This window comes from Bacillus sp. FSL R9-9410 (genome assembly GCF_038050385.1).
Classification (GTDB): domain Bacteria; phylum Bacillota; class Bacilli; order Bacillales; family Bacillaceae_G; genus Bacillus_A; species Bacillus_A cereus_U.
Map to the genome: position 1 here is coordinate 319,827 of NZ_JBBOTV010000002.1, position 13,487 is coordinate 333,313.

The window sequence follows — 13,487 nt, forward strand, 5'->3', positions numbered from 1 at the left end:
TCCTACTTTCTAAACAAATAAATCAAAAAATTTAATATGCGCCTCTGCCGACTACAACATTCTTAACAGTTAATAGCAAAATCTTAATATCGAACCATAATGATGCATTATAAGCATAATACAACTCTAAATCTACCCTCTCTGGATATCCTACATCACTTCTTCCACTCACTTGCCAATAGCCTGTAAGACCTGGCTTTACAGATAAAAATTCATCTTTTCTTTTACCATACTCTATCAACTCTTCTTGTACCACTGGTCTTGGACCAACAAGGCTCATATCACCTTTTAAAACATTTAAAAACTGTGGAAGTTCATCTAAACTAGTCTTTCTTAAAAACTGTCCTACTTTTGTTATGCGTGGATCTTCAATTGGTTCTAATTTATAATTATTATCTATATATTTTTTATATAATATTTCATTGCCCTTTAGTTTTTCTTCCGCGTTCACAATCATTGATCTGAATTTATAAATATAAAATCTTTTTCCGTCTTTTCCCATTCTAATCTGTTTAAAAAAGATAGGCCCTTTATTATCCCCTGTCATATATAAAATTGAAATTACAAGAAATATTGGAGAAAAGATTATCAATCCAACCATTGCTCCAAGTAGATCCATAATCCTTTTTGCACATAAATAAATAATATTAGGTTTTTTTATTTCCAACGTACTTTGTTCTAATGGCTCACTTGCTATTTCACGATTGTCCAAATATATCACCTTTTCCTTTATGCATTTACCTTTTCTCTTTTTATAACCTCATTCATGTAATTTATTAATTCTTTATTTAAATTTTCATGTTGAAGTGCCATCTCAATTGTAGTCTTAATAAACCCAAACTTCTCCCCAACATCATAACGCGTTCCTTCAAAATCATACGCAAACACTCGTTGAATTTCATTTAAACGTTGAATCGCATCAGTTAGCTGAATCTCTCCACCAGCACCTGTTTGTTGATTCTCAAGAAACATAAAAATTTCTGGTGTTAATACGTAACGTCCCATAATCGCTAAATTTGATGGTGCCGTTCCTTGAGCTGGTTTCTCTACAAATTGACGCACTTGATAACGACGGTCATTCTGCTCAATTGGATCGATAATCCCATAACGGTGTGTTTCATTTTCTGGTACCGTTTGTACACCAATAACAGATGACTGTGTTCCTTCATACTGATCCATCAATTGGCGTAAACATGGCGTTTCAGCTTGTACAATATCATCACCAAGTAATACCGCAAATGGCTCATTTCCAATAAATTTACGCGCGCACCATACCGCATGTCCTAAACCTCTTGGTTCTTTTTGTCTTATGTAATGAATATTAATTTTTGAAGAAGCTTGTACTTTTTCCAGAACCTCATGCTTTCCCTTTTCGAACAAGCTTTGTTCTAACTCAAAAGAGTGATCAAAATGATCTTCAATTGCACGCTTCCCTTTTCCAGTAACAATAATAATGTCTTCAATTCCTGATTCTATTGCTTCTTCTACTATGTATTGAATTGTCGGTTTATCGACAATCGGCAACATTTCTTTCGGCATCGCCTTCGTTGCTGGTAAAAACCTTGTCCCAAGACCAGCAGCAGGGATAATCGCTTTTCTTACTTTTTTCAAATGTAGTCCTCCTTAAGATTATTTATTACAATATAGCAATAACAAAAACCCTACCTATAGAGTCATTTTTATAACTCCATAGGTAGAGTTTCTGGCATAAATAAAATTATGGGCATCTAACCCATCCTCACGCCATACTCCCGACGACAAGCGTCTAAGGTAGGTTGAAATATAATTTCTACCCACAGCACAACCGAGTGCCCCCGTTGATAACGGTTAGGAGACATCACCAAAGCTCTTCAATTAAAAAATACCGAACAATTTTTTACGACGAATTTGTTCTGGATCTTCTTTATAAATTGCTTTCCCGCTAATTAATAAATACGGATTTTCTTTTAAATCACTCATAACATTTATTCCGAATTCTTTTCCGATTAATTCGTAGCTTTCTGCTAAATGAAATCCTCTTGATGTTGTGTTATGTGCATCTGATGCAACCATATGCGTTAAATTATGTTCAACAAGTTGGAGTGAGAATTTTTTTATCTTTTTGCCGAAATTTCCAAGTAAACTGCCTGCCGTTACTTGTGTTAATGCACCTTTACTTACAAGCTTATATAACTTATCTGGCCGCTCGATTAACTCGGCATTACGTTCCGGATGAACGATAATTGGGATCATTCCTTTAACACGTAGTTCATATAATAGTTGTTCTGCATAACGAGGTACATGATTAGATGGAAATTCAATTAATATGTATTTATTTGTTTCGTTTAACGTAACGATTTTACCAGCTTCATAGTCTTCTAATAGATCACCATATAATCTGACCTCTTGTCCTGGTAAAATCTTCAGTGGAATTTCGTTTTGTTGTAGTTCATCATTTAATTGTTTCACTTGATGAATAATAGAAGTACGTTCATTTACATATTTTCCATTTTGATGGTGTGGTGTAGCAACAATTGTGTGTATTCCTTCTGACACGGCTCGTTGTGCCATTGCTAAACTATCTGTTACTGTTTGTGCACCGTCATCGATACCAGGTAAAATGTGACAATGTAAATCAATCATTTGCTTCATCCTCCCTCTCTCATATAAAAATCTTTTTTCCCTTGAATATGAGTTATCTCATATTCAAGGGAAAAAAGGAGATATGTTCTTGCCATATCTCACTTTTTAATTAGTTTGCACCGTAGTAATAATATAAGCCTTGTTCACGTTCACGATCGTTCAGAACAACGCCTAACAATTTACCTTTTGCAGATTCTAATAATCCTTTTGCTTTTACCGCTGTTTCCTTTTCTGTCGATTCACTACGAACGACAAGAATAGATGCATCACATACATTCGCCATAATTTGCGCGTCTGTTACAGCTAAAATTGGTGGTAAATCAAAAATGACTAAATCATACATACTATACGCTTGAGCAAGAAGCTCTTGCATTGATTTTGAACCTAATAATTCTGCTGGATTCGGCGGGATTGGGCCACACGCTAAAAAGTGTAAATTATCTACATTTGTCGTTTGTATACACTTCTCTAAACGTTGACTATGCGTTAATACATTCGTTAATCCAACAATATTGTCTACTTGGAACATTTGATGCATCGCTGGTTTACGCATATCTGCATCAATTAGTAATACTTTTTTGCCTTGTTGGGCGAACACGACTGCCATATTCGCTGTTGTCGTCGTTTTCCCTTCACTCGGGTTAGCAGACGTTACCATTAACGAATGTAAATTCGTATCAACAGATGCAAATTCGATATTCGTTCGAATATTACGATATTGTTCTGAAATTGGTGATTTCGGTTGTTGATGAGCAATTAATTGACGACGTTGACGATGATTTTTTTTCTTTTTAAATAAACTATTAAGAGCCAATTGTTTGTCCCCTCACTTTTCTTGATGATGGAGCATGTGATTTCACGTTTGCTGTTTCTTCATCCATACGAGCTACAATACCTAACACTGGTAAGCCAAGTAAGCTTTCTACATCTTCTTCTTTTTTCACTGTGTTATCTAAGTATTCTAGTAAGAATGCAAGACCAACTGAAGCCATTAATCCAACAACGAAAGCAATTGCTACGTTTAACATCGGGCGTGGTTTAATTGGAGATTGATTTTCCGTAACTTCTGCTTTTGACAATACAGTTACGTTATCAACATTCATAATTTTTGCAACTTCACCTTTAAATACATCTGCTGTTGCATTTGCAATATCACGAGCTAACTTCGGATCTTTATCCTCCGCTGTAACAGAAATGACCTGTGAGTCTTTTTCGTTTGCAACATTAATCTTTCCTGTTAAAGCTTGTGCAGTCATATTTAAATGTAATTTTTCATTCACTTGGTCTAAGACTACTGGACTTTTAATAATGACCTTATATGTATTCGTTAATTGAATATTTGTTTGAATTTCACCAGCTTGAATCATTGCACCCTCTTGCTTTTTCTGGTTAACAAGAATTTGCGTTGAAGATTGGTAGATTGGTGTCATGAAGAAGAAGCTAATGATGGCACTTACAATAGCTGCTCCAAAGGCGATTACGAGAATCATTGCTAAACGTTTTTTTAAGATATAAAATAACTCTTTTAAACTAATTGTTTCTTCCATAAGTTCCTCCAACTTTCTAAAATTTGCACATAAGAAAAATTATAACATATAATCTTACATTTTTTTATTTTAGTCATATCTATGTTCTTTTGTTATTTGAAAACATATATAATCTTACAAAATAATCTTAAATATGACAACACATTCCATAGAATTTCCAAAATTTCCGTTGTATCATTTTTTTCTTTATAATGCAATAAATAATTTTAAAAACAATTCAAAAAAGCCAATAAAAATCCTTATCGGCTTTAAAATTTACTATTTTACATATTATTTTCTAATAATATCCATATTGTTCTTTTTCTTCTCTTTTATCATTTAAAACAACACCAAGTAGTTTACCCGATGCTTTATCTAACGTTTGCTTCGCTTTTATTATTTTATCTTTTTCTGTTTTTTCACTACGCACAACAAGTACGATTCCATCACATTTGTTCGCAAGTATTTGTGCATCGGTTACCGCAAGGACAGGTGGGGTATCGATTAAAATAATATCAAACATGTTATATGCTTCGAGCAGCGCCTCATCCATCATTCGACTACCTAATAGTTCAGCTGGGTTTGGCGGTATAGGGCCTGATGCCATTACATATACGTTCTCTATATCTGTTTTTTGGATGCATTGCATTAGTTTCGCTTGTCCTGATAATAAGTTCGTTAATCCATTTGAATTATGAATCGCAAATAAGTTTTGAATTGTCGGCTTACGTAAGTCCGCCCCAATCAACAATACTTTCTTTCCTTGTTGACCAAAAACAACTGCTAGATTAGAAATAGTTGTTGTTTTCCCATCTCCAGGATCAGCCGAAGTTACAATGATAGAACGAATATGGTTATCTACAGATGTAAATTCAATGTTTGTACGGATGTTACGGTATTGTTCTGCAATACGTGATTTAGGCTCTTTATGTGTAATTAATTGTCTTAGTGGCTTTCTTTTTTTTTTCCCGAACATATTATGATCTCCTCTTTTTCAAAATACGACATTTTCCCCTTTTTCTCTTTTATGCTCGATATGCTACGCCTATTTTTCATTTACTTCTACCGTTAAATTTCCCCATTACTTTCCTCTACAGTTCATCATAACGAATCATAATAACCTTTGTCCTATCTCATAACCTCTATAATGTGACAACGACATCTCTATTTTTACCGCACTATCATTTATCTTAATTTCAAGATATTCACATCGTTATTATATACAAACTTCCATTCATTTACAATAAATTTTCTGATTACTTTGTATTTTTATATTTAGAACAAAAAATATAGGTAATTAAAAAAATCCTTCTGTAATATGCAGAAGGATTTTTAAATTACTCTCTATTCTTTTTTATCACCAATTGCAAATGTAATTTCAGCTTCACACGCAACTTCACCATCTACTGTTGCGATTGCTTTTCCTTTTCCAATCGGACCACGTACACGTGTCATTTCTACTTCTAGGCGAAGTTGATCACCTGGGCGCACTTGTTTTTTGAAGCGACAGTTGTCGATGCCTGCGAAGAAAGCAAGTCTCCCGCGGTTTTCTTCTTTCTTTAATACAGCAACTGCCCCAACTTGTGCTAATGCTTCTACAATAAGTACACCAGGCATAACTGCATAATCTGGAAAGTGTCCATTAAAGAACTCCTCGTTTGCAGATACATTTTTAATTCCAACCGCTCTTTTCCCCTCATCCACTTCTAATATTTTATCAACAAGTAAAAACGGATAGCGGTGAGGAATGATTTCTTTAATTTGTTCTATATTTAGCATGTAACAATCGCCCCTTTTGTAATATTGGTCTTACCACTTGGACATATTGTTTATTATCCCATTTTGTTTATTATTTGTCATTATAAAGTCACACTTTACTTCCCATTATAAAAAAATGCACACACTCTATTCCATTAAAATAGTTGCACTTCCCAGCAACTGACACGGAGGTAGAAAAGAGTGTATGCCCAAATTAGGGAAAGGCAATATGTATTTGAACATTTTTTGCCTTAATGTCGTATTCCGAATCATTATATTACATACGTTTTCAAATAAGAAAACATTAAATTTAACTGTATATACGGATATATCACCTTATTTCTTTATTTTCCTCTGTTTTTCTTCCGTTTTCGTAAAAAATTAGAATTAAAAAAATTTAAAAAAAGAACTAAGGTTTTCCCTTAGCTCTTTCTCACTTTATTTCAATGCACGACGTGGTAATTTATCGATATTCTCTAACATAATACCTGTACCAATAGCAACACATTGCATTGGGTTTTCAGCGATTAATACTGGTACCTTTAATTCTTCTGCTAGAAGCATGTCGATACCGTGTAATAAAGCTCCACCGCCTGTTAGAATAACACCACGGTCGATAATGTCCGCAGATAGTTCTGGTGGTGTACGCTCTAGTACGCCTTTTGCAGCTTGTACAATGATAGCTGCGTCTTCTTTTAGTGCTTCTGTAATTTCTTCAGAACATACTGTAATTGTACGTGGTAAACCTGTTACCATGTCACGTCCGCGAATTTCAAGTTCTTCACTACGTGCACCTGGGAATACTGTACCAACTTTAATTTTAATATTTTCTGAAGTACGTTCTCCAATTAATAACTTATACTTACGTTTAACGTAGTTTAAGATTTCCATATCAAACTTATCGCCAGCCATTTTGATAGAGGAAGAGGTAACAATATCACCCATAGAAAGTACGGCAATATCTGTTGTACCTCCACCAATATCAACAACCATGTTTCCGCTTGGCTGGAAGATTTCCATGCCAGCACCAACTGCGGCTACTTTTGGTTCTTCTTCTAAAAATACTGTTTTACCACCTGAACGTTCAGCAGCCTCACGAATTGCCTTTTGCTCTACAGATGTGATATTTGTTGGACAGCAAATTAAAATGCGAGGTTTTGAAAAGAAGCTCTTCACGTCCAATTTGTTAATGAAATATTTTAACATTGCTTCTGTAATTTCGAAATCTGCGATTACACCATCTTTAAGCGGACGAATTGCTACAATATTACCAGGTGTACGTCCCACCATACTTCTTGCTTCTTCACCTACTGCTAATACTTTTCCACTATTACGATCAATTGCCACAACAGATGGCTCATTTAATACAACACCCTTACCTTTAACATGAATTAATACGTTAGCCGTACCTAGGTCAATTCCGATATCTCGCGCAAACATTCCCGTCATTTCCTCCTCGATATTCAAAATCAGGTTACACCCGAATTCTTTTACACCTAATTTCTGATTTTATCATAAATTTAACAGAAACGTAATATTCGCAAAAAGAATTCTTCTGAAAAATATTACCGAATTCGCAAGGAATGTTTGCTATTTTAGATTTATTGGCGCACAGGATTTTCTGTATCTTCTTTTCGATACTTTTGCTTTGTTGCTTCTCCCCCTCTTAAATGACGAATAGACTTATGATAATCAAGAATTTCTTTCACTTCATTTGCGAGCTCTGGATTAATTTCTGGTAGACGTTCTGTTAAATCTTTATGGACTGTACTCTTTGATACCCCAAATTCCTTTGCGATTACACGCACTGTCTTTCTTGTCTCCACGATATACTTGCCAATCTTGATAGTTCTCTCTTTGATGTAATCGTGCACACCACTCGCCTCCCTAAATTGGATGTGAGAAGTGTGAAATGAGACTCGCTGCATACGACTATGAAGTAAATGTGAGTGCTGTTTGTAAGCGTTAAACATTCTTGGATTTATAATGAAATGATTCACGATTTCTCACCTCAAACACTCTCTTTGCATTGGTTTATACCATTGTATTGCCCGCACTACTGATATATGCTACATGTTCACTATTTTTGCGGACTAAGTTAAGAAAAATTACGTTTTTTTGTGAGAAATACGTTAACAATGACAATTATGGCGAAAAAAAGTGACACCTCTTTGTAAAAGGTGTCACTCTTCTCTTTCATACTCTTCTTCTAACAACTGATGGTGGGGGACTTCTTTCTTACCGGCAATATAATAATATAAAGCGAATAAAACAAACAATAAAATGATAGCAATCGACAGAACAGATAAAAATGACACAGTATCCCCTCCCTTTTGTAATATATATTCGAGAATCTCGTCATTTTTCCTTGTTATTGCAACTTTTTTCTCGAAATTGATTATTTTTATATGAAAATGAAAAAATCAGCTCTCCTAATGAGAACTGATTTTTTCACTTTATTATTCTTGAGAAGAAGAACCGTTAGATGATTCTGTAGAACCATTCGTTGATTTTTCTTCTTTTTGAGATTTCTCATCTTGTTTGCCGTTCGTCTCTTTATCACTAGTCGAACCGCTTGTTGATTTCTCTTCTTTTTGAGACTTATCTTCTGTTTTATTTTCTGGTTTCGTGCTTGTTGACTTTTCTTCTTTTTGAGATTTATCATCAGCTTTTTTACCAGAAGCATTTGTCGCCTTTGCAGCACCTGCATCAGCTTTAATTTCTGCTACTGATTTATTTAAATAACGCTCAGGGTTCACAGCCACATTGTCTTTACGTACTTCAAAGTGAACGTAAGAACCTGCATCTTTATTCATTGCATTTAGACCTGATTTTCCTAACACTTCACCTTGCGCAACTCTTGCACCTTTTTCTACTTTCACACTGCCTAAGCTTTGATAAGATGCTGCCACACCATTTCCACTATCTACTGTTACAACATAACCAAGAAGTGAATCTTTTTCAGCTTTCGTTACTGTACCACTTAAAGCAGCTGTAACATCAAATTCTTTTCCGTTTTTCGCAGCAATGTCGATCCCTTTATTCGGGGAATATGTGTTGTTATAAAAAACAAGTGCTTTTTCTTGTTCCGCCTCTGATGCTGCATCTTCATAGAATTTCTTCTGTACTACTACTTCTGCATTTACTGCAGCTGGCATTTTCACTACTTCTGAAGATTTTGTTACCGGTACTGCTGGATTTTCCGTTTGTGTATACGGTGTTGCTTGATCTTGGTTCGGAGCTTTCTTTGGATTAGCTCCCTGGAACCATAGCGCAACCATTAAGATTACCGCCGCACAAGCAATGTATAGTGCCGGAAACACCCATCTTTTTTGAAATAAATGTACTACCTTTTGTGACTTTTTACTATTTCTTCCTCGCATTCCATCATCACCTCAGCAATCATTTTGAACAATATTCACTCATCCTATACAACCTATAACTAATTACTTTTCGACAAAATCTGTAAAAATATGTATAAGAATTGCAGAATTTCCGAGGAAATGATGAAAAAAGAAAAAACTGAGCACTTTTGGCTCAGCTTTTAGTCCATTTGTTTCTTTCTATACACGAAGAGTGTAATAACAAGTACTGCAACTAACCAAATTGTTATATTCAATAAATTACTAGTAATTGCACTAAAACCTTCTCCTTTTATTACACTACTAACTGCAAGGCCGATATGACGAGTTGGTAAATAATCGACTATTTTTGTAACCGTTTCATTCTTCACATACATCTCAATTAAATCACCGAAAAGAAATGTCATTAATATCGGTAATCCGATTGTTGATGTTTGTGGTACATTTTGAGCTAATAATCCAATACAAGTACCAATGAGGTTAAATAGTAGCATTCCAAGAACAAAGATAAGTAATAATAGTGCAATATTCCCTTCTAATTTACCTAAAATAAGTAGATTAATAAAACAAATCGCAACTGTAATCATACCCGTTAATGAACTTTTACCAATTAATACTTCAATAGATGATGCTGGTGATAGCATAAGAACACGAAGCGTATTTTTTTCCTTTTCTTCAGCGATGAGCATCGCCTGTACAAAGCCTCCAACCATAACTAAAGCCATCGCAGTTAACGTGCTTGCCCCAACTTCTCTCATATTATCTGAGCGACTAAATAATAGCGAAAAGACAAGCGGCATTACCATCATAATTAAAGTTTGTGAATTCGTTTTAAAATCCTGTACCTCTTTCCGAAAAATAGCTGAAAATCGTCTCATTGAAAATGTCATTATAATCCCCTCCCAGTAACTTCAATAAAGATATCGCCTAACGTTGGCTCGTGTGAATGAATCGATAGTAATTCGCCTTTTTTCATCCATTCTGAAATGCGTTTTGCCCCTAATTCGTCTTTTTGTACTGTTTCTTTTTTCTTATCTTTTAATACGACTTGTATTTGATCTTTCGCGTATTGCAGACGAAGGTTTTCTGGTGTATCAAGTGCTACTATTTCTCCGCTACATAGAAAGGCAATCCGGTTACAAAGCGTCTCTGCTTCATCCATATTGTGCGTCGTTAAGAAGATCGTAGTTCCTTCTTTATTTAAGTCTTTTAAGATTTTATGAATGTTTTGTACGTTTACTGGATCAAGTGCAGATGTTGGTTCGTCTAAGAAGAGGATATCTGGTTTATGAAGAATTGCTCTTGCTAATGTTACGCGCTGCTTCATTCCTTTTGATAATTTTTTCACTTGTGTTTTTTTATCATCCAATAAGTTCACTTGTGCTAGTACTTCATCGATTCTTTCTTTTTTACAATCGTATAAGTCACAAAATAGTAGTAAGTTATCATAGATGCTAAGTCGTTCGTATAAGCCGCTGTTGTCTGTTAAAATACCAATTCGTTTGTAATCGATGCTACTTGGTCCTGTAATATCTTTACCTAATACTCTTACTGTTCCAACACTATGAAGCAATTGAGAAGTTAAAATCTTTACTGTTGTTGTTTTACCAGATCCGCTCGGTCCGAGGAATCCAAAAATTTCTCCTTGCTTCACCTCAATATTTACATTTCGGAGTGCCGTTTTTCCATCGAAACTTTTCATTACATCTTTCATTTCAATTGCCAATGTCATTTCGTTATCCCCTTTGTTTTTCTTTTTATAGATGAAATTCGCTTTCGCAAGTTTCGATTTGTTTGTTTCACTTTTCTTGACTCAATCATATGAAAAACAAAGGGATTACGCAGTAAAATACCGGTAAAAGGAGTATTTTTACCGGTGAATGAATCCTATTTTGAGCTTATTGGAGCGTTTTTCATAGCCCAATTACACCTTTTAATTCATCCATTCGTCCTTTCGAAAGCGGAATGGAGCTTTTCCGTTCATCATCCAAAATTAAACTAAAACTATTTCGTGTCCACGTAATAACTTCTCGTACTCTTTGTAAATTAACGAGGTATGAGCGATGACATCTAAAAAATCCGAATCCTGTTAATCTCACTTCTAGTTCACTTAATGTTAATGCACATACGAAATCACCTTCGCGCACATGAATATGTGTCACTCCATTTTGTGTTTCAATGAAATGGATCTCCATCGGATCCAGTAAAATGATTTTATCATTCACTTTCGCTGGTATTCTTTCTAACTTCATTTGCGGAATCATTTGAACTACTTTTTCTTCATCGGCTTCTTCAGCTTCTTCTTGCTCTATTTCTACCTTTTTCACACCATCGTTGTTTAATATGTATACATCTTCTGTCAGCGAAAGGGCATCCGATAAGAAGGAAGACGTAATAAAGATCGCCTTTCCTTGTTCTTTCATTTTCATAATCGTTTTTCGAATAATAATCGTACTCTCTGTATCTACATTTTGCTCCGGCTCTTCCAAAATAACTAAATCTGGATTATGAATCATAACACGCCCCATATGAAGACGGCGTTTCTCTGAAAATGACAATTTTTCTATTTTAACGTTTAACTTATCTAGAAGTCCGACGTATTGGACCACTTCTTCTACACTCATATTTGATTCATACAGCCCTAATAAGAACTTGAAGTATTCTTTTACCTTCAAACGGTCGTATGCCTCATCTTTCAGAAAACAAAAGCCAATACGTGAATACACCTTCTTTCCAATCTGTTCTCCTTCAAATAACACACTTCCCGAAGATGCTTCTTCTTCTCCGATAATAATACGGTGCAAAACTTTAGCTGTATGATTATTGCACTGCAAAACAACACATTGTCCTTTTCCAACCTCCAGCTCAATTGCTGGTAACTGGTTTGTCTTCCCTAACTGTCTCAACTCCAGTAACGCCATTCTGTCTCCCCCAAATGTTTTTTAGTTCATTATACCAAACAAATAATGGGAAATTATGATATTTTAAACAGAACAAAAAGGAGCTAGTTTAAATTAGCTCCTTTTTTACTATGTCGAAAAATCACTATACGTCCAATCCTACAGCCTATTTTTTCACCATCAATTTCCCTTCATACTCATTCATCGTCTTTATTTCAACGCCTTTATAGTAATGAGCGACTATCTCTGTATATTTCTTACCTTCCCCTGCCATACCATTCGCACCGTACTGGCTCATACCAACGCCGTGGCCGAAACCTTTCGTCGTAACAGTGATGTTATCTCCTTCTTGTTTCCACGTAAAGTCTGAGGAGCGTAAATCTAACTTTTCACGAACTTGTTTTCCTGTTAATGTTTTTCCTTGAAAGGCTACATCCTTTACTCGCTTTCCTTCCGTAAGGTCTTTAATATTACCGACCTTTCCGTCCGCAAGTATTTTCACACCGAGACGTTTTTGAAAATCGGCTACTGTGAATTTTTGCTCACTCGTAAATTTTGGAGAGGCTTGATCCCACGGACTATCTACACTCTTTAAGTACGGATAATCATTTCCCCAATAATCAGCTGCATTTTCTGTTCGGCCGTTACTCGTTGAGAAGAAGGATGCTGAAATTGGTTTTCCCTCATACGTTAAAACTTGTCCTGCGGTTTTCGAAACGGCTTCCTCAATTTTCTTTAAATTACTTTCGTAGTTATTACCCCATTGTTTCTTCAATTCCTCTTTGCTTTTGTACACTTGATCTTTCACAGTATCTGTCACGTCCGCATTGTTTTTCTTACCACCGCTTAGCATACGCTGCACTACAAATGTTCTTGCTGCTAATGCCTGCGCCTTTAGCGCCTCTATTTCAAAGCTGGCATTCATCTCAGAAGCTACTACACCGGCCACATACTCCTCCATAGGTAATGTTTCTACCTTCTTCTGCTGATCACGGTATACAGCAACTTGAACCGCTGTATCTACTTTCCCTGGAGCTGGTATACTTTCTATCGCTGGAGGAGTTTTAGAAGCTGCTTCTTCCCCTACTTTTGCTTTCGCAAACGGAATAACAAGAGCAGCAGGTACAATGATAACGAGCGCTATTAGGAGCGCTACTGTAATGAAAAGTGGCTTTGAAAATTTCATCCTATTCCCCCAATATAAAGTGAAACTTTAATCAGTGGGGGGTTTTGTTCATCCCCACTGATTATTAGTTGAACCAATCGGGCATTTACGGGCAGCCCGACTCCCACTTAACTTCTTTGCTTCAGCCGAATTT

Annotated in this window: 15 protein-coding genes; all 15 read right to left on the reverse strand. The window is 35.6% G+C overall.

Translation table 11 applies throughout. The features are described from left to right. Positions 1-31 precede the first annotated feature (31 nt). A complete protein-coding gene (locus tag MKX77_RS25590; protein WP_078206559.1) occupies positions 32-712 on the reverse strand; it encodes a sugar transferase in 681 nt (226 codons plus the stop codon). A gap of 17 nt (positions 713-729) precedes the next feature. Further along, positions 730-1,611: a UTP--glucose-1-phosphate uridylyltransferase BpsC gene (bpsC, locus tag MKX77_RS25595; protein ID WP_341308146.1), complete on the reverse strand. Its 882-nt coding sequence runs from the start codon at positions 1,609-1,611 to the stop codon at positions 730-732. A gap of 243 nt (positions 1,612-1,854) precedes the next feature. Then, complete coding sequence (locus tag MKX77_RS25600) at positions 1,855-2,622, reverse strand: tyrosine-protein phosphatase (protein WP_341308147.1); 768 nt, start codon at positions 2,620-2,622, stop codon at positions 1,855-1,857. Positions 2,623-2,731: 109 nt separating this feature from the next. Continuing rightward, on the reverse strand, positions 2,732-3,436 hold the full coding sequence (locus MKX77_RS25605; protein ID WP_341308148.1) for a CpsD/CapB family tyrosine-protein kinase: 705 nt from the start codon (positions 3,434-3,436) through the stop codon (positions 2,732-2,734). Then, a complete protein-coding gene (locus MKX77_RS25610) occupies positions 3,426-4,169 on the reverse strand; it encodes a YveK family protein (protein ID WP_341308149.1) in 744 nt (247 codons plus the stop codon). The genes MKX77_RS25605 and MKX77_RS25610 overlap by 11 nt, the downstream gene beginning before the upstream one ends. Positions 4,170-4,446: 277 nt before the next feature. Continuing rightward, on the reverse strand, positions 4,447-5,124 hold the full coding sequence (locus MKX77_RS25615) for a CpsD/CapB family tyrosine-protein kinase (RefSeq protein ID WP_341308150.1): 678 nt from the start codon (positions 5,122-5,124) through the stop codon (positions 4,447-4,449). Positions 5,125-5,492: 368 nt separating this feature from the next. Next, complete coding sequence (gene fabZ, locus MKX77_RS25620) at positions 5,493-5,927, reverse strand: 3-hydroxyacyl-ACP dehydratase FabZ (protein ID WP_000931959.1); 435 nt, start codon at positions 5,925-5,927, stop codon at positions 5,493-5,495. 417 nt (positions 5,928-6,344) lie between these two features. Continuing rightward, positions 6,345-7,346 carry a rod shape-determining protein gene (locus tag MKX77_RS25625; protein WP_215554791.1) on the reverse strand — a complete coding sequence of 334 codons (1,002 nt, stop codon included), beginning with the start codon at positions 7,344-7,346 and terminating at the stop codon, positions 6,345-6,347. A 161-nt stretch (positions 7,347-7,507) separates the two neighbouring features. Beyond that, positions 7,508-7,780: a sporulation transcriptional regulator SpoIIID gene (gene spoIIID / locus MKX77_RS25630; RefSeq protein WP_002089714.1), complete on the reverse strand. Its 273-nt coding sequence runs from the start codon at positions 7,778-7,780 to the stop codon at positions 7,508-7,510. A 309-nt stretch (positions 7,781-8,089) separates the two neighbouring features. After that, on the reverse strand, positions 8,090-8,224 hold the full coding sequence (locus MKX77_RS25635) for a hypothetical protein (RefSeq protein WP_002016211.1): 135 nt from the start codon (positions 8,222-8,224) through the stop codon (positions 8,090-8,092). Positions 8,225-8,365: 141 nt separating this feature from the next. Beyond that, on the reverse strand, positions 8,366-9,289 hold the full coding sequence (locus MKX77_RS25640) for a M23 family metallopeptidase (RefSeq protein WP_341308151.1): 924 nt from the start codon (positions 9,287-9,289) through the stop codon (positions 8,366-8,368). A gap of 161 nt (positions 9,290-9,450) precedes the next feature. Continuing rightward, positions 9,451-10,158 carry an ABC transporter permease gene (locus MKX77_RS25645; protein ID WP_341308152.1) on the reverse strand — a complete coding sequence of 236 codons (708 nt, stop codon included), beginning with the start codon at positions 10,156-10,158 and terminating at the stop codon, positions 9,451-9,453. Next, complete coding sequence (locus MKX77_RS25650; protein ID WP_341308153.1) at positions 10,158-11,000, reverse strand: ABC transporter ATP-binding protein; 843 nt, start codon at positions 10,998-11,000, stop codon at positions 10,158-10,160. The genes MKX77_RS25645 and MKX77_RS25650 overlap by 1 nt, the downstream gene beginning before the upstream one ends. 181 nt (positions 11,001-11,181) lie before the next feature. After that, positions 11,182-12,189 carry a LytTR family transcriptional regulator DNA-binding domain-containing protein gene (locus MKX77_RS25655; RefSeq protein ID WP_341308154.1) on the reverse strand — a complete coding sequence of 336 codons (1,008 nt, stop codon included), beginning with the start codon at positions 12,187-12,189 and terminating at the stop codon, positions 11,182-11,184. Positions 12,190-12,334: 145 nt separating this feature from the next. Next, the gene (spoIID, locus tag MKX77_RS25660) at positions 12,335-13,354 is read right to left on the reverse strand and encodes a stage II sporulation protein D (RefSeq protein ID WP_341308155.1); all 1,020 of its coding nucleotides are present in this window, start codon (positions 13,352-13,354) and stop codon (positions 12,335-12,337) included. Between the last annotated feature and the right edge of the window lie 133 nt (positions 13,355-13,487).